This window comes from Amycolatopsis tolypomycina, from assembly GCF_900105945.1.
Classification (GTDB): domain Bacteria; phylum Actinomycetota; class Actinomycetes; order Mycobacteriales; family Pseudonocardiaceae; genus Amycolatopsis; species Amycolatopsis tolypomycina.
Window position 1 is genome coordinate 6,846,646 of the sequence record NZ_FNSO01000004.1, and the last position, 16,559, is coordinate 6,863,204.

Annotated in this window: 18 protein-coding genes; 9 read left to right on the plus strand and 9 right to left on the minus strand. The window is 71.0% G+C overall.

Annotated features, from left to right (window positions below):
- Positions 1-92: 92 nt before the first annotated feature.
- Genes BLW76_RS41065 through BLW76_RS41075 form a run of 3 tightly spaced genes read left to right on the plus strand, consistent with a single transcriptional unit; the run spans position 93 to position 2,361 of the window.
- Complete coding sequence (locus BLW76_RS41065; RefSeq protein WP_091317510.1) at positions 93-833, plus strand: maleate cis-trans isomerase family protein; 741 nt, start codon at positions 93-95, stop codon at positions 831-833.
- A 60-nt stretch (positions 834-893) separates the two neighbouring features.
- The gene (locus BLW76_RS41070; RefSeq protein WP_091317512.1) at positions 894-1,640 is read left to right on the plus strand and encodes a maleate cis-trans isomerase family protein; all 747 of its coding nucleotides are present in this window, start codon (positions 894-896) and stop codon (positions 1,638-1,640) included.
- A 1-nt stretch (position 1,641) separates the two neighbouring features.
- Positions 1,642-2,361: a GntR family transcriptional regulator gene (locus tag BLW76_RS41075; RefSeq protein WP_091317513.1), complete on the plus strand. Its 720-nt coding sequence runs from the start codon at positions 1,642-1,644 to the stop codon at positions 2,359-2,361.
- A gap of 236 nt (positions 2,362-2,597) precedes the next feature.
- On the opposite strand, the gene BLW76_RS41080 is transcribed toward BLW76_RS41075, so the two are convergent.
- Positions 2,598-3,257 (minus strand): response regulator transcription factor, encoded by a 660-nt coding sequence (locus BLW76_RS41080; protein ID WP_091317515.1) that lies wholly within the window; start codon positions 3,255-3,257, stop codon positions 2,598-2,600.
- Positions 3,258-3,456: 199 nt separating this feature from the next.
- Between BLW76_RS41080 and BLW76_RS41085 the strand changes: the two genes are divergently transcribed.
- Both BLW76_RS41085 and BLW76_RS41090 read left to right on the plus strand, forming a co-directional pair.
- Positions 3,457-3,807 (plus strand): hypothetical protein, encoded by a 351-nt coding sequence (locus BLW76_RS41085; protein WP_091317517.1) that lies wholly within the window; start codon positions 3,457-3,459, stop codon positions 3,805-3,807.
- A gap of 68 nt (positions 3,808-3,875) precedes the next feature.
- Positions 3,876-4,229: a hypothetical protein gene (locus BLW76_RS41090; RefSeq protein ID WP_091317518.1), complete on the plus strand. Its 354-nt coding sequence runs from the start codon at positions 3,876-3,878 to the stop codon at positions 4,227-4,229.
- 47 nt (positions 4,230-4,276) lie between these two features.
- On the opposite strand, the gene BLW76_RS41095 is transcribed toward BLW76_RS41090, so the two are convergent.
- From BLW76_RS41095 to BLW76_RS41110, 4 genes are read right to left on the minus strand one after another with little or no spacing between them, the layout of a single operon-like run.
- Positions 4,277-5,470: an ABC transporter permease gene (locus tag BLW76_RS41095; RefSeq protein ID WP_091317520.1), complete on the minus strand. Its 1,194-nt coding sequence runs from the start codon at positions 5,468-5,470 to the stop codon at positions 4,277-4,279.
- Entirely contained in the window at positions 5,463-6,146 is a 684-nt protein-coding gene (locus BLW76_RS41100; protein WP_208613485.1) for an ABC transporter ATP-binding protein, read from the minus strand. Before BLW76_RS41100 ends, BLW76_RS41095 begins: the two co-directional genes overlap by 8 nt.
- Positions 6,143-7,159 (minus strand): peptidoglycan-binding protein, encoded by a 1,017-nt coding sequence (locus BLW76_RS41105; protein WP_244170555.1) that lies wholly within the window; start codon positions 7,157-7,159, stop codon positions 6,143-6,145. The genes BLW76_RS41100 and BLW76_RS41105 overlap by 4 nt, the downstream gene beginning before the upstream one ends.
- A 53-nt stretch (positions 7,160-7,212) precedes the next feature.
- Positions 7,213-7,767, minus strand: coding sequence for a hypothetical protein (locus tag BLW76_RS41110; RefSeq protein ID WP_143060780.1), 555 nt, complete (start codon positions 7,765-7,767; stop codon positions 7,213-7,215).
- A 137-nt stretch (positions 7,768-7,904) separates the two neighbouring features.
- Here BLW76_RS41110 and BLW76_RS41115 point away from each other — a divergent pair, with 137 nt between their 5' ends.
- The gene (locus tag BLW76_RS41115; protein WP_341866540.1) at positions 7,905-9,032 is read left to right on the plus strand and encodes a sensor histidine kinase; all 1,128 of its coding nucleotides are present in this window, start codon (positions 7,905-7,907) and stop codon (positions 9,030-9,032) included.
- Between the two features lie 372 nt (positions 9,033-9,404).
- On the plus strand, positions 9,405-10,085 hold the full coding sequence (locus tag BLW76_RS41120) for a MerR family transcriptional regulator (protein WP_208613486.1): 681 nt from the start codon (positions 9,405-9,407) through the stop codon (positions 10,083-10,085).
- A gap of 52 nt (positions 10,086-10,137) precedes the next feature.
- On the opposite strand, the gene BLW76_RS41125 is transcribed toward BLW76_RS41120, so the two are convergent.
- The 3 genes from BLW76_RS41125 to BLW76_RS41135 form a co-directional block, all read right to left on the minus strand.
- A complete protein-coding gene (locus tag BLW76_RS41125) occupies positions 10,138-10,563 on the minus strand; it encodes a DUF4262 domain-containing protein (protein ID WP_244170556.1) in 426 nt (141 codons plus the stop codon).
- A 100-nt stretch (positions 10,564-10,663) separates the two neighbouring features.
- Positions 10,664-11,722: a tartrate dehydrogenase gene (locus BLW76_RS41130; protein WP_091317530.1), complete on the minus strand. Its 1,059-nt coding sequence runs from the start codon at positions 11,720-11,722 to the stop codon at positions 10,664-10,666.
- On the minus strand, positions 11,719-13,182 hold the full coding sequence (locus tag BLW76_RS41135) for an NAD-dependent succinate-semialdehyde dehydrogenase (RefSeq protein WP_091317532.1): 1,464 nt from the start codon (positions 13,180-13,182) through the stop codon (positions 11,719-11,721). Before BLW76_RS41135 ends, BLW76_RS41130 begins: the two co-directional genes overlap by 4 nt.
- Positions 13,183-13,273: 91 nt before the next feature.
- On the opposite strand from BLW76_RS41135, the gene BLW76_RS41140 reads away from it, so the two are divergent.
- Positions 13,274-14,530, plus strand: a complete 1,257-nt coding sequence (locus BLW76_RS41140) for an aspartate aminotransferase family protein (protein WP_091317534.1) — start codon at positions 13,274-13,276, stop codon at positions 14,528-14,530.
- Between the two features lie 2 nt (positions 14,531-14,532).
- On the plus strand, positions 14,533-15,030 hold the full coding sequence (locus BLW76_RS41145; RefSeq protein ID WP_091317536.1) for a DUF3830 family protein: 498 nt from the start codon (positions 14,533-14,535) through the stop codon (positions 15,028-15,030).
- Positions 15,031-15,532: 502 nt separating this feature from the next.
- Here BLW76_RS41145 and BLW76_RS41150 read toward each other — a convergent pair.
- Positions 15,533-16,354: an aldo/keto reductase gene (locus tag BLW76_RS41150; protein WP_091320497.1), complete on the minus strand. Its 822-nt coding sequence runs from the start codon at positions 16,352-16,354 to the stop codon at positions 15,533-15,535.
- Between the last annotated feature and the right edge of the window lie 205 nt (positions 16,355-16,559).

Below are 16,559 nucleotides of genomic sequence, written 5' to 3' on the forward strand. Positions count from 1 at the left end.
GGTAAAAGTCACTCGTATGATTGTCAACAATCCGAGGAACGACCCCCGGAGCACCGGACTGTCAAGTTCAGACGTATTCCGGAGGCTGAGCCTTGGATTTCGACTTCCTGGCGTTCGAGGGCCCGCTCGCCCAGCGCGGCATCGGCGTCATCGCACCCTTCGACCTCGCGCTGGAGCGCGAGCTCTGGCGCTGGGTGCCGATGGAGGTGTCCCTCCACCTCGCCCGCACGCCGTACGAGCCGGTGCCGGTCAGCATGGAGATGGCCCGCCTGGTCAGCGACAGCCACCACCTGGCCGGCGCGACCCGCGACGTGCTGCACGTCGAGCCCGAGGTCGTCGCCTACCTCTGCACGTCGGGCAGCTTCGTCAACGGCGTCGACTACGAGCGCTCGCTGACCAAGGCGATCTGCGACGCCGGCGCGCCGGACGCCGTCACCACCTCGGGCGCGCTGGCCGAAGTGCTGCAGCAGCTCGACCTGCACCGCGTCTCGGTGCTCACGCCGTACGACGCCGACCTGACCCAGGCCCTGCACGCCTTCCTCGCCGAGCTGGACGTCGAGACGGTGGCCAGCGACCACCTCGGCCTGGGCGGCGGCATCTGGAAGGTCAGCTACCGGACCATCGCCGAGCGCATCCTCGCCGCCGACCACGGCGACGCCGAAGCGATCTTCGTCAGCTGCACCAACCTGCCCACCTACGACCTGATCGAGCCACTGGAAGCCGCGCTCGGCAAGCCGGTGCTCACCGCCAACCAGCTGACGATGTGGGCGTGCCTGCGCCGGATGAACCTCCCCATCGTCGGACCCGGGAGGTGGCTTCGTGACGTGTCGTGAAGGTATTCCTTGACCAGCCCTCTAGGATTGTCGACAATTTGCGTCCCCTCCGGAGGTTCCGTGACCACCATCGGTTTCATCTACCCCGACCACGCGGCCGAAGACGACTACCCGCTGGCCGAGCAGCTGCTCGGCGGCATGGCCGTCGACGAGGGCGACATCCGGCTGGCGGTGGAGCACATCTACGGCACCGACAAGCACGCGGTGGCCGAGCTGCTGGACCTCGGCAGCGAGGCCCGCCTCGCCGACGGCGCCGCCCTGCTCGCCAAGCACGAGCCCGCCGCGGTCATCTGGGCCTGCACCAGCGGCAGCTTCGTCTACGGCTGGGAGGGCGCCCGCGACCAGGCCGACCGCCTCGCCGCCGTCGCCGGGGTGCCGGCGTCCAGCACGTCCTTCGCGTTCGTGCACGCCGCGCGGGCGCTGGACGTCAAGCGGGTCGCCGTCGCCGCCAGCTACCCGGACGACATCGCCCGGCTGTTCGTGGAGTTCCTGCGAGCGGGCGGGATCGAGGTGGTCTCGATGGCCAGCGCCGACATCGTCACGGCGGCCGAAGTGGGCGCGATGAGCCCGGAGGCCGTCGTCGAGCTCGCCGTGAGCCACGACCACCCGGACGCCCAGGCGGTGCTCGTGCCGGACACCGCGATGCGCACCCTCGGCGAGATCAACGCCGTGGAGGCCGCCCTCGGCAAGCCCGTGCTGACGGCCAACCAGGTGACGGTCTGGGAGGGCCTCCGCCTGACCGGCCGGCAGCGGCTCGTCCGTTCGCTCGGCGCGCTGTTCCGGCACCTGCCGGACGGGAGCGCCTGAGATGGCACTGCCACCGGGCATGCTGCCCGAGATCGAGCCGGTGAGCCGCGAGTCGACGGCCGCCGTCATCGCGCGCCAGCTGCGTGACGCGATCATGACGGGCGCCCTCCCGCCCGGCACCCAGCTCGGCGAGACCGAGCTGGCCGCGCGGTTCCAGGTGTCGCGGGGGCCGCTCCGGGAAGCCATGCAGCACCTGGTGTCCGAGGGGTTGTTGCGGAGCGAAAGACACCGCGGCCTGTTCGTGATCGACCTCGAGCCGGGCGACGTCTACGACATCTACGCGGCCAGATCGGCAATAGAGAGAGCGGCCATGCTGCGGGCCCTGCGCGGCGGAGACCGCGACCGCATCGCGGACGTCCTCGAGCAGACGGTCGCCGAGATGGCCACGGCGGCGAGCGAGGACGACCCGACGGCCCTTTCCACGGCGGACCTCAAGTTCCACGAGGCGCTCATCAACGCATCGGGCAGCAAACGGCTGGTGCGGATGGCCCGGACGTTGCTGATCGAGACGCGCATGTGCCTGACGGCGCTGCAGAGCACGTACCAGCGGGTCGAGGAGCGCGTGGAGGAGCACACGAAGCTGATCCAGGCCCTGCGCGACGGCGACGAGAAGACGGCGTTGGCGTTGCTGGAGGCTCATATGGAGGACGCGGTGCAGCGGCTCGCACCGGGGACGAGCTTGAGGGAGGGAGAAGCGCCGCCGGTGCCGGGAAACGCGTGATTGGGAAGTCGACACGCGTGATTGAGGGGTCGACTCGCGTGTCTGGACGGACGACACGGCTCGCCGGGGCAGGCTTGCTCGGGCCAAGGCGGGACTCGCGTGATTCGGGGCGGGACTCGCGTGATTCGGGGCGGGACTCGCGTGATCCGGGGCGGGACTCGCGTGATCCGGGGCGGGACTCGCGTGATCCGGGGCGGGACTCGCGTGATTCGGGGCGGGACTCGGGTTGGGTGGGGTCAGGCTTGGAGGCGGTAGCCGATTCCGGGGATCGTGCGGACCACCGGGGGGTCGCCGAGCTTGCGGCGCAGGGTCATGATCGTGACCCGGACCGCGTTGGTGAACGGGTCGATGTTCTCGTCCCAGGCCTGTTCGAGCAGGCTCTCCGCGCTGACCACGCCGCCTTCCGCGCGCATCAGCACCTCGAGGACCGCGAACTCCTTGCGGGACAACGAGATGTGCCGGTCGCCGCGGGTGACCTGGTGCAGCGGGATGTTCAGCTCGATGCCCGCCACCCGCATCACCGGCGGCACCGCCGCGCGGGCCCGGCGCCCGAGTGCCTGGACCCGCGCCAGGAGCTCGTCCCAGGCGAACGGCTTCGTCAGGTAGTCGTCCGCGCCCAGCGCGAGGCCGTGCACCCGTTCGGGTACCTCGCGGGCCGCGGTCAGCATGATCACCCGGGTCTCGCCGCCTTCGGCCACGACGGCGCGGCACACGTCGTCGCCGTGCACGCCGGGCAGGTCGCGGTCGAGGACCACGACGTCGTAGCGGTTGACCGCCAGGCGTTCCAGGGCGTCCGCGCCGTCGAAGCACAGGTCCACGGCCATCGACGCCTCGCGGAGGCCCTCCGCGACGGCCTCCGCGAGCATCACTTCGTCCTCGATCACGAGTACGCGCACCCGATCATTGTGCCAGCGCGCGGATAAGGACGCCATAAGCGCCGGCCGCGGAAGTGATTTCTTCCAGCTCTTCCCGGATCGCCGAAATGCTGCTAGGAACCTCCGACCTGGAAGCCCTTTCTTCCATTTCTTAGCGACGCAGAAATTCCGGGACATTCTTTCCTGTGTTCGGGCCAATGTGACACCGGGAGGGACGGAAATGACCTTCAAAGAGCGGGTTTCCACGATGGGCAGGGCGGCGAAGATCTCCTTCGCAGCGCTGGCGCTGGTCGGCGGCTTCGCCACCGCGGCACCGGCGACCGCCAACGCGGCGCCCGCGGCCATCCAGTCGGCGGACGGCGTCCAGGCCTCGTGGAGCTGCACCTACACGCTGGGCTACTACCGCGCCGACGCGTACTGCAACATCTACTCCGGTGCCATCCGCCTGCGGTCCTACTGCGCGGGCTACGGCTACATCGCCACCGGGTATTTCCAGAACGGCTACGTGCACCTTTCGACCGACTGCTACCCGTACCAGCGCACCGGTTCCTGGATCGACTCGATCGGCTGACCCCGGTCGGACCTGGGCCCGTGACTTCTCCCCCTGGTCACGGGCCCTTCCGACGAATTGAGGACGAAATGGCACTGAAGAAGCGGATCTGCTCGATCGGCAGGACGGCGAAGATCTCGCTCACCGCCCTCGCGCTCGCCGCCGTGGCACCGGCGACCGCGACGGCGGCACCGGCACCGGCACCGGCGGCGATCCCGGCGGCGGACAGCATCCAGGCCTCCTACAACTGCAGCTACACACGGGTGAGCGACGAGCGGGCCACCGTCACCTGCACCGTCCGTTCGGGCGCCATCCGGCTGCGCGTCCGGTGCTCGGACGGCCGCGTGATCGTCACCCCGTGGTGGAACCCCGGGACCTGGTACGTGGTGATCGACTGCTACCCGGCCGAGATCACCGGGATCTGGATCGACAGCCTCGGCTGATCCCCGGGCCCGTGACCGCCCCTCGGTCACGGGCCCGGCCTCGTTCCTCACGTACTGGCCAACGCCTCCGTCGGCGTCAGCCGGGTGGCCCGCACCGCGGGATAGACCCCGGCCAGCACGCCCACCGCGGCCGCCGCCCCGGCACCCCCGGCGAGCACCGCGGGCGGCAGGACGGTGGGCCAGCCCTGTGCCGCCGAGTACCCGGCCGTGACCGCGACGCCGACGAGCAGGCCGAGCGCGCCGCCGAGCCCGGCGAGCAGCACCGACTCCGCGAGGAACTGGCCGCCGATGTGGACCCGGGTCGCGCCGAGCGCCCGCCGCAGGCCGATCTCGCGCCGCCGCTCCAGCACCGAGATGACCATCGTGTTGGCCACGCCGATGCCGCCGACCAGCAGCGCGATCGCGCCCAGCCCGAGGAACAGCGCCGAGTACGCGCGCTCCACGAACCGCTGCGCGGTCAGCACCTCCGACGGCCTGCTCACCAGAACCTGGTTGGGGTGCAGCGGGTTCACCGTCCGGCCGAGCACCGACTTCACCGTGTCCACGGCCGGCGAGTCCGCCCGCAGGTAGATGAACCCCGGACTGCCGTCGAACCCGAGCAGCCGCTCGGCGACGGGCCAGCCGACCAGCACCGAGTTGTCGATCTCCGGCGCGAGCGGCAGCGCGTCCAGCACCCCGGCGACGGAGAACCAGCGGTCCTTGATCCACACCAGCCGCCCCGGCTCGGCGGCCAGCAGTTCCGCGGCGCGGGCGCCGAGCACGGCCACCGGCAGCTCGGCGGTCGAGGAGGTGAGGAACGTCCCGGTGCGCACCGTGCCGTGCAGCACCGGCAGCAGGTCGAGCTTCGCCGCGCTCACCCGGATCCCGCCGGTCCGGTCGGCCGGCACGCGGTCGGTCCGGCGCACCGTGGCCGACGTCGTCCCGGTCGCGCTGACCGACTGCACGGGCGGGATCCGCCGGATCATGGCCGGCGCCGACGCGGGCAGCTTCGCGTCGCTTCCCGCCGCCACGTCGCGTCCCGGCGCCACGGTGAGCAGGTTCGGGCCCAGCGCTTCGAGCTCTGTGCGCAGTGCCGCCTGGTTGGACGCCGGGATCCCCACGACGGCGATCAGCGCGGCGATGCCGATCGCGATGCCCAGCGCCGCGAGCGCCGTGCGCATCGGGCGGGTGCGCAGGCCGACCGTGCCGAGGCTCAGCAGTTCGCGCGGGCCCAGGCGCACCGGTTCGGGTGGTTCAGTCATCCCGCACCCCCGAGTCGAAGCGGAGCTCGCCGTCGAGCATCTCGACCCGCCGCGGCAGCGCGCCGGCGATCGCCAGGTCGTGCGTGATCAGCGCGATCGTCGTCCCCGACGCGTTGAGCTCGCGCAGCAGGGCGAGCACGTCCGCGCCGACCGCCGAATCGAGGTTGCCGGTCGGCTCGTCGGCGAGCACGAGCAGGGGGCGGTTGACCATCGCGCGCGCGATCGCCACCCGCTGCTGCTCGCCACCGGACAGTTCGCTCGGCAGGTGGTCCGCCCGCCGGGAGAGGCCGACGCCGGCGAGCGCGCGGTCGGCCGCGGCCCGGCGGCGCCGGGGCGGGACACCGCGGTAGACCTGGGCGGCCATGACGTTCTCCCGCGCGGTCATCCCCGGCATCAGGTGGAACTGCTGGAAAACGAACCCGATCCAGCTCGCGCGCAGCGCGGCCAGCCGCCGGTCGGCCAGCTTCGCGGTGTCCTGGCCGCCGATGAGCACCCGGCCCGTGCTCGGCCGGTCGAGCGTGCCCATCAGGTGCAGCATGGTCGACTTGCCCGAGCCGGACGGCCCGACGATGGCGACCAGCTCCCCGGCCCCGACCCGCAGCGAGACGTCCCGCAGCGCCGCGACCCCGCCGCCGTAGACCTTCGTGACGCCGTCGAGCTCCAGCACGGCGCTCACGACGCGCTCACCACCCGCATGCCCGCGGCCAGGCCGCCACCGGAAACCTCGACCTTGCCGTCGGCGAACAGGCCCAGCTCGACCGGGATCAACCGCCGCGAAGCGCCTTCGAGCACCTCGAGCGCGTAGCCGCCTTCGCGGGGCGCCAGCAACGCCTCGACCGGCACCACCAGCACGCCGGAGTGCTTCTCGCCGTCGAACCCGACGTCGACCGAGCCGCCTTCGGCCAGGTTCGCCCGTGGGTCGTCCGGCGCGACGGTGACGTCGTACTTCGTGGTCTTGCCGCCGGACTTGTCGTCGGCCGACTTCGCCGTGATCGCGCGGATCGTGCCGGGCGTGTCGCGGCTTTCGGCCGTCTCGATCCGGACCTTGGCGCCCACGGTCGCGTGGCCGCGCTGCGCCTCCTCGAGCTCGACGGTCACCAGCCGCTCGGTACCGCCGACGGTCAGCACCTCGCCGGCCGCGGGCGCGCCCAGCTGCGCGGACACCGTGGCGACGCGCACCGCCGCGGGCATGACGGCGACGTCGCCCAAGGCGATCCGGCCGGTCTGCTCGACCCGCAGCGCCTTCTGCCAGCGTTTCAGCGCGGCCGTCGTCGACGCGCCGAACGTGCCGGCCTTGTCGGTCGTGCGGTAGCCCAGCGCGGCCAGGTTCTCCCGCAGGATCCGCACATCCGGCCCCTCCGCGCCTTCCGCGAGGTCACGGTACGCCGGCGTCCGTCCGAACAGGACGATCACCGGCTTGGCGTCCACGGCGTAGAGGGGACGGCCGCGGTCGATCACCGCACCCGGTTCGGGCAGCCAGGTCAGCGTCCCGGGCCGCGCCGAGGTGACCGGGCGGCCGGGACCGTAGCCGACCTTGCCGGTCACCGTGATCCGGTCGACCAGGTCGGTCTTGACCACCTCGGCCGTCGCCGGGGCGGACGGCGCCTTCGGCACGTCCGAGCGGCCCTTGACCGACCACCGGGTGAACCCGACCACACCCGTCGTGGCGAGCACCGCGACGGCGACCACGGCGAGCCCCGCCCTTCTCCGTCGACGCCGCCGGGCGACGCCGGGGCCCGCCGTCATTTCGTCGGCCGGACGACCGACGCGCCGCCCGCGACCTGCGCGCACTTGTCGTACTTGGCCCGCACGGCGGGATCGTTGATGTCCACGCCCTGCGGGATCGGCTCGACGACGGCGCCGGGCTGCGCCTGGTACCCGCCGGTGTTCGGATCCGGGTCGGGGAACGCGATTCCCTGTTCACGCATGCACTTCGCGAACTTGCGGCCCTGCTCCAGCGCCTCCGGGCTCAGCGGCTGGGGCTTCCCGCCGTCGGGCAGGTGCTTGCCGCACTTCGCCATCGCCTCCTGCTGTTTTCGCTGCTGCTCCGGCGACTGCGTGCCCTGCGTCACCGTGCCGCTGCCGATTTCCCCGAGCGACGTCCCCGGTTCGGCCCCGTTCTCCTTCATGCATTTCGTGTACGGGTCTTCGGCGCCGTTCTGCGCCCCGCCGGGTGTGCCGTTCGCCGACGTCGTGGGCACCGACGCGACGTCCCGGCCGGCGTCGGCCGGGCCGCACGCCGTCACGGTCAGCGCGGCGGCCAGCACCGCGAAGATCATTCGGCTTTTCGCGCTCATGGTCTGTACCTCCCCGGGATTTTCGTGTCCGGGAAAAGGTGTACCCGTAGGGTGCTCTCCAGGTCGTAAGCATCGGTCCTTATGCCCGGCTTACGACCGATTTCGCCAGACTGGACGCCATGGTCCGCCGATTCTCCGTGAAAACCAGGTTCGCGATCGTCTTCGCCGGGCTGCTGCTGGTCAGCGGCACGGTTCTGCTCGGGCTCAATTTCCTGCTCGTGCGCGGCGCGCTGCCCGGGCAGGCGAGCCAGAATTCCGCCGACCAGGCGATCGCGCCGGCCGAAAGCATCGACCTCGGCGGCCCCCGGCCGACCGGCGCGACGAGCTCCGAAGTCGTGCAGCGCAACATCGAGCAGTACCGGGCCGACATGCTGAACACGCTCCTGGTGCAGTCCGGGATCGCGCTCGCCGCCACCGCGGTGCTCGCACTCGGGCTCGGCTGGGTGGCCGCGCACCGGCTGCTGCGCCCGGTCCACCGCGTGACGGCCACCGCCCGGCAGCTCGGCGCGGACAGCCTCGACGAGCGCATCCGCATGCCCGGCCCGCGCGACGAGCTGACCGAGCTCGCCGACACCTTCGACGAGATGCTCGACCGGCTGGCCGGCTCGTTCGACAGCCAGCGCCGGTTCGTCGCCAACGCGTCGCACGAGCTGCGCACCCCGCTGGCCACGCAGCGGACGATGGTCGAGGTCGCGATGGCGAAGATGCCCGCCGACGCGCCGGCCCGGCGGCTGTGCGAGCGGCTGCTGACGGTGAACGCGCGCAGCGAGGAACTCATCGACGGGCTGCTGGTGCTCGCGAGCAGCGACCGCGGCCTCCGCGACCGCACCGACGTCCAGCTCGACGAGGTCGTTGCCCAGGCCGTGCTGCAGCACCGGGTTTCCGCCGAGGAGCACGGCATCACGCTCGACACCGAGCTCGTGCCGCGGACCGTGCGCGGCGACCGGCTGCTGCTCGACCGGCTCGTGACCAACCTGATCGACAACGCGATCAAGTACAACCACCCGGGCGGCTCGGTCCGGATCCGGGTGGCCGCCGAACCCGCGCTGACGGTGACCAACACCGGCCGGCCGGTGCCCGCCGACGCGATTCCCGCGCTGTTCGAGCCGTTCCGCCAGCTGCGGGAGGACCGGACGGGGCGGGGACCCGGCGTCGGGCTCGGGCTGTCGATCGTCGCGTCGATCGTGCGCGCGCACAGCGGCACCGTGCACGCCGTGCCGGGCGCGGACGGCGGCCTGTCGGTGACGATCGGATTGAGGTCGTGAACGGGGCCCCGGCCCGGCGGGACGGCGACGTTTCTTGACAAGGCGGTAGCACGCTGTTCCACGAATTCGAAGAAAAGGAAGCGATTCCTTCCGGAAGAACGCCGCATGGCCGGTTGCTGCTCCTTTCGCCAGCACCAGCTGCCCCCCTTCGACGCAGCATGTGCCGCATGGATAGGCCATCGGGGCAATACTTATGTCCAACTTATGGTGCCACTGGCAGAATTCGAACGGGGAGTGATCCCGTTCTTGGATGATCATAGGGACGAGGGGAACCTGTGTATCGTTATTCTTTTCCGAGCGACGCCGCCTTTTCCGCACCGCGGGCGGACGGCCGGTGTCATGCGCGGTGACGAAGGCGGTCCGAGAAGCCTCTTGGACACCCCCGCGCTGATGACCGCCGACCTGTTCGCGGCGACGATCGGGCTGTCCTCCCGCACCATCCGCTCCTACCACGCCCGCGGCCTGCTCCCGCCGCCGACGCGCGTCGGCCGCACGCCCTGCTACACCGAGCAGCACCTGGCCCGCATGCGGCAGGTGGTCGAGTTCCAGAGCCGCGGCCTGCCGCTGGACGCGGTCCGCGCGCTGCTGGAACCCGATCTGGTGCTCGGCGAGCTGACCGACCTCGGCCCCGCGATCCGGGAGGCCGTGCGGCGGCAGCCGGGGCTGCTGCCCGACCTGGTCGACGCCGGGGTGCTGGTCCGGCACGCCGACGGGACCCTCGAGCTCAAGGGCGTCCGCGCCGTGCTCGCGGCGCGGACGCTGGCCGGGCAGGGCGCCTCGATCCAGCGGACCCTGACCTTTCTGGCCGACGCCGTGCGCGAGGTGACACCGCACGCCGAGCACGCACTCGCCGAGGTGCTCAACGCCGTCGAAGACCGGCTGGCGCAGGCGGACCCGGGCTGGGGCGCGGTCCCGGAGCTCGCGGTCGAGATCGTCCGCGTGTGCGTCATGCGGCTGGCCAGGGCCCAGTCGATGGCGCACGCGCGACCGGAATTCCGGCGAAGCGGCGGACGGTCCCGCCACCACACGCCCCTCAGCGGCACGTCCCGGTGACCGAGGCGCCGCGGGTGTCCCGCGTGACCGGCGGGGCTGCGGAAGCGCGGCGTCAGCGGACACGGCGCACCCCCAGCACCGGCTGGCCGCCTTCGCCGTCACGGAAGTCGGACGACCACGGCCACCGGCCCTGTGCGTCCGCGTGGACCGCTTGCAGCGCGCGGATTTCCGGGCCGTACAACGCCACCGCGAAGTGCAGGTGGGCCGACGGCTCGGCGAGCTCGACGACCTCGACCAGCGGGCCTTCGCGCAACGGGACGCGGTCGCCCGCCGAGAAGGGCGGGCCGTGCAGGCTGCGGGCGGCCAGGGTGTTCAACAGGCTGCCGGCCGCGAGGGCAGGCAGGCCCGTGACGACCAGCTCCGGCAAGCCGTACCCGCTCAGGCCGATCGTGTAGGCCCACGGCGGGTACGGCCCGGCTGCGGCCACGCCCTGCACGAGCCAGCCCCGGTCGGCCACGCCGGCGCGCAGCCGCTTCACATACCCGGGTCTGTCCCGGTTCTCGCACTCGAAGCACATCGGTGACTCCTCCCCCTCGGTGGGCTCGTGGTCCACCGTGCCGGAGGGCACCGACAAAAAGTCAGCCCAGCGCTTCGGTCACCGCCGTGCCGAGGCGTTCTGTGGTATCCGTGCCGCCGAGGTCGGGCGTGCGCACGCGGCCCTCGTCGAGCACCCGGTCCACCGCGGTGCGGATCGCTTGTGCGGCAACGGTTTCGCCCAGGTGTTCGACCAGCATCGCGGCCGCCAGGATCTGCGCCACGGGGTTGGCGATCCCCTGTCCCGCGATGTCCGGAGCGCTCCCGTGGACCGCCTCGAACATCGACGGGAATTCACCCGATGGATTGATGTTGCCGGACGGCGCCATGCCGAGCCCGCCGGTGATCGCGGCCGCGAGGTCGCTCAGGATGTCGCCGAAGAGGTTCGACGCCACCACGATGTCGAGCCGGTCCGGCGCCTGCACCATCCGCGCCGCGAGCGCGTCCACGTGCATCTGTTCACTGTGTACGTCCGGGAACTCCGCCGCGACCTCGGCGAAGATCTCGTCCCAGAACGGCATCGAGTGGATCAGCCCGTTCGACTTCGTCGCCGAGCAGACGCGGGAAGACCGCGTCCGGGCCAGCGCGAACGCGTACCGGATGATCCGCGTGACACCGACGCGCGTGAAAACCGACTCCTGCAGCACGAACTCGTCCGGCCGGCCGGCGTTGTGCCTGCCGCCGATCGCCGAATACTCGCCTTCGGAGTTCTCCCGGACGATGACCAGTTCCAGCTCCTCGGCCTTCCGCCCGGCCAGCACCGACGTCGTGCCCGGCAGCAGCCGCACCGGGCGCAGGTTGACGTACTGCTGGAACGCCCGCCGCAGCGGGATCAGCAGGCCCCACAGCGAAACGTGGTCGGGGACGCCGGGGAAGCCGACCGCGCCGAGCAGGATGCCGTCGAACGCCGAGAGCTGCGAGACCCCGTCGTCCGGCATCATCGCGCCGACCCGGGCGTAGCGCTCGCAGCTCCAGTCGAACTCGGTCCACTCCAGCGAAAAGCCGAACTTCGAAGAAGCCCGGTCGAGGACCTTGCGGGCCTCGACCGTGACGTCCACGCCGATCCCGTCGCCGGGGATGCTCGCGATGCGGTAGGCCGTCACAGGGCCACCGCGATGTACTTGGTCTCCAGGAACTCGTCGATGCCGACCGAACCGCCTTCGCGGCCGAGCCCGGACTGCTTGATCCCGCCGAACGGCGCCGCCGGGTTCGACACGATGCCCTGGTTGAGCCCGATCATGCCGGCCTCCAGGGCTTCCGAGACCCGCAGCGCGCGCTTGAGGTCGCTGGTGAAGACGTAGGAGACGAGGCCGAACTCGGTGTCGTTCGCCTTCGCCACGGCCTCCTCTTCGGTGTCGAACGGCGTGATCGGGGCGACCGGCCCGAAGATCTCCTCGTGCGTCAGCCGCGCCTCCTGCGGGACGTCGGTGAGCACGGTGGCCGGGTAGAAGTGGCCCGGCCCGTCGACGCCCGAACCACCCGTGAGGACGCGAGCGCCGCGGTCGGTGGCGTCCTTGACCAGCTCGGTCACCTTGTCGACGGCGTTCTGGTCGATCAGCGGGCCGACGACGACGTCCTGCTCGGTGCCGCGGCCCATCGGCAGGGCCCGCATGCGCTCGGTCAGCCGCCGCGCGAACTCGTCGACGACGCCGCGCTGCACGTAGAACCGGTTCGCCGCGGTGCAGGCCTCGCCGATGTTGCGCATCTTCGCCTGCATCGCGCCGTCGATGGCGGCGTCCATGTCCGCGTCGTCGAAGACCAGGAACGGCGCGTTGCCGCCCAGCTCCATCGACGTCCGCAGGACCTTGTCGGCGCACTGCTCGAGGAGCTTGCGGCCGACCCCGGTGGAGCCGGTGAAGGAGAGCTTGCGGGCGCGGCCGTCGCGGATCAGCGGCTCCATCACGCCACCGGAGTCGGTGGTCGTGACGACGTTGAGCACGCCTTCGGGCAGCCCGGCCTCGGCGAGGATGCCGGCCAGCGCGAGCATCGACAGCGGGGTCTGGGCGGCCGGCTTGATCACCGACGTGCAGCCCGCGGCGATCGCCGGGCCGATCTTGCGGGTACCCATCGCCATCGGGAAGTTCCACGGCGTGATCAGCAGGGCCGGCCCGACCGGCTGCTTCGTGATCAGGAACCGGCCCGTGCCGTTCGGGGCGGTCGCGTAGCCGCCGTCGATGCGGACGGCCTCCTCGGCGAACCAGCGGAAGAACTCCGCGGCGTAGGCGATCTCGCCTTTCGACTCGGCCAGCGGCTTGCCCATCTCCAGCGTCATCAGCAGCGCCAGCTCCTCCTGGCGCCGCATCAGCAGCTCGTAGGCCCGGCGCAGGATCTCGCCGCGCTCGCGGGGCGCCATCTTCGCGAAGTCCGCCTGCGCCGCGACGGCGGCGTCCAGCGCCGCGACGCCGTCCGACGGCGAGGCGTCGGCGACCTGGCACAGCTCCTTGCCGGTGGCCGGGTCGACCACCGGGAACGTCTTCCCGTCCTGCGCGGCGACCCACTTGCCGCCGATGAACAGTTCCTTGCCGACCGCCTCGACGACGCCGGTCTCGGTGCTCGCGCTCATCCCGACTTGCTCCTCACGTGTTGTCCCCAGGGCCATGCTATGGATATTGTCAACAATCGACAACCCGCTCAGACCGATCGAGGAGCACGCTGTGGCCCAGCTCTCTCCGCTGCTCAAGCAGGCAACGCCCGTCGTGGTCGACCACGGTGAAGGGGCTTACCTCTACGACGTCGATGGCAAACGCCACCTCGACTTCACCGCCGGCATCGGCGTCACGAGCACCGGGCACTGCCACCCCCACGTCGTGCGGGCCGCGCAGGAGCAGATCGGCAAGCTCGTCCACGGCCAGTACACGACGGTGATGCACAAGCCGCTGCTCGAACTGACCGAACGGCTCGGCGCCGTGCTGCCGAGCGGGCTCGACTCGCTCTTCTACGCGAACTCGGGCAGCGAAGCCGTCGAAGCGGCGTTGCGGCTTTCGCGGCAGGCGACGAAACGCCCGAACGTCATCGTCTTCCAGGGCGGCTTCCACGGCCGGACCGTCGCCGCCGCGACCATGACGACGTCCGGGACGCGGTTCAGCGCCGGCATCGGCCCGCTGATGGCCGGCGTGCACGTCGCCCCGTTCCCCTACGCCTACCACTACGGCTGGGACGAGCAGACCGCGACGAAGTTCGCGCTGCGCGAGCTGGACTACCTGTTCCAGACGGTCAGCGCGCCGAACGAAACCGCCGCGATGTTCGTCGAGCCGGTGCTCGGCGAGGGCGGGTACGTCCCGGCGAACAGCGAGTTCATGGCCGGCCTGCGCGAGCGCGCGGACCGGCACGGCATCCTGCTGGTCGTCGACGAGATCCAGACCGGCTTCGGCCGCACCGGGAAGTTCTGGGGCCACGACCACTTCGACGTCTCCCCCGACATCGTGCTCATCGCGAAGGGCCTGGCCAGTGGCTTCCCGCTGTCCGGCATCGCCGCTTCGCAGGAGCTGATGGCGAAGGCGTTCCCCGGCTCGCAGGGTGGCACGTACGGCGGCAACGCCGTTTCGTGTGCCGCGGCGATCGCGACGCTCGAGGTCATCCAGCAGGAGAACCTGGTGGAGAACGCCGCCGAGCGCGGCCGCCAGCTCCTGGAAGGCGCCCGGGTGATCGCGGACAAGACGCCGTCGATCGGCGAGGTGCGCGGGCTCGGGCTGCTCGTCGGCTCGGAGTTCACCTCCGCCGACGGCGAACCGGACACCGCCACCGCCCAGGCCGCGCAGCAGGCGGCGGCGAAGAACGGGCTGCTGCTGCTCACCTGCGGGCCGTACATGAACGTGGTCCGCATGGTGCCGCCGCTGGTCGTCACCGCCGAGCAGGTCGACGACGCGCTGCGGATCTGGGGCGACGTCGTCGCGTCGGTCACGGGGAGCTGAGCATGGCCCGGTACATCACGATCACCCTCGACAAGCGCGGCGTCTCCTGCCGGGCCCGGCTGCTGGACGACGAAGCGCCACGGACGTGCCGCGCCGTCTGGGACGCGTTGCCGCAGAGCGGTTCCGCCTACCACGCGAAATACGCGCGCAACGAGGTCTACACGCTCGTGCCGCCGTTCGCCGAACCCAAGCCGGGGCGGGAGAACCCGACGATCACGCCGATCCCCGGGGACGTCGTCTACTTCGGTTTCGAAGCCTGGGAAATCGGCAACCCGGCGTACGGCTACGACGAAGGCAGCGAGGCACACAGCGACCAGGGCGCGACCGACCTGGCGATCTTCTACGGGCGCAACAACCTGCTGATCAACGGCGACGCGGGCTGGGTGCCGGGGAACGTGTTCGCCACGATCGAGGAAGGCCTGGCCGAGATGGCGGCGGCCGCGCAGGACCTGTGGCTGCGGGGGGTCGAGGGCGAGACGCTCTCGTTCGCGCGCGCCTGATTCCCTTTCCTGCCACCGGGACGTCGGGTACCGCACCCGGCGTCCCGGTGGCCCACCCGAAAGAGTGATCATCGCGAACTCACCTTTCGTGGCCGGTGATCACCGGATCGAGTTACCCGCGTACCCGAGGTGGCCGATCAAGTCCGCCGTCACCGAAAGTGATGATCTCCCCGCAGTGGCGGACGACCGATCAGGGCACCCCACGCGAAAACACGAAGGGATTACGTGTTTAGCATGGGAAGATTCCGGGGTGCCGACTCCGACCGGGAATGGCTTTTTGACAGGGCGCCAGCACGGTGAAAACCTGATTCCGCACCTCGCGAGGCGCACTCCAGGGAATCACCTTTCATCCGTTTAGGAGCCATTCTCATGCAGATGTTCGCGCAGCACGCCCACCACGCCCACGACATCCTCACCGGCGCGCTGGCGCACCTCGCGCACTTCCTCGGCTGGCTCGTCTGAGCCGACGGCCCGGCCGCGGAACCCCCGCGGCCGGGCCGCTTCACCCCAGCGCGTCCAACTGGTCGAAATCGGCATCGGAAAGCACGAATTCCGCGGCGGCGCAGTTTTCCACCAAGTGCCCGATCGACGACGTGCCCGGAATCGGGATCACCACCGGCGAACGGCGCAACAGCCAGGCGAGGGACACCTGAGCGGGCGTCGCACCGAGGTCGGCCGCGACCTTGCCGAGCACGCCACCCGCCGCGGCGTGGCCACCGGCGACGATCGGCAGCCACGGGACGAACGCGATTCCCTCCCTTTCGCAGTAGGCGAGCACGTCCTCGGCGGCACGGTCGGTCAGGTTGTAGCGGTTCTGGACGCTCGCGATCGGCGCGACGGCCCGCGCCTCGGCCAGCTGCGCGACGGTGACTTCGGACAGCCCGATCCGGGCGACCTTGCCTTCGTCCCGCAGCCGGGCGAGCGCACCGACCTGGTCGGCGAGCGGCACCTGCGGATCGACGCGGTGCAGCTGCAGCAGGTCGAGCCGGTCGACGCGCAGCCGCCGCAACGAGAGTTCCGCTTGCTGCCGCAGGTATTCGGGCCTGCCGAGCGGGACCCACTCGCCGCGGCTCGGGCGCGCGTGCCCGCACTTCGTCGCCACGAGCAGCCCCGGGTACGGGTGGAGGGCCTCGGCGAGCAGCTCCTCGTTCAGCCCCAGGTCGTAGGCGTCGGCGGTGTCGAAGAACGTCACGCCCAGCTCGGCCGCGCGGCGCGCGACGGCGTGGGCACCGTCCTTCACGTGGTCCCACTCCGTCAGCCGCATGGCACCGAAACCCAGGCGGTGCACGGAAAGCCCGTCTTCGAAGGTGTACGTCGAGGTCATGCCGGAAGCTTCGCCGCCGTGCCCGTCACCCACCAGAGATTTAGCCTGAGCTAAATCCACGGCGAACACTCTCCGTGACGTCGACCTTCCTTGTTAGCGCCAACAGACCAGGACGATTAGGCCGTTCAGGGATATGCGGGCGCATCGAGCGACCCTAGGGTGATCAAACCTGACCCACCTGCGGGAACCGAGGAGAAGGCGAGCC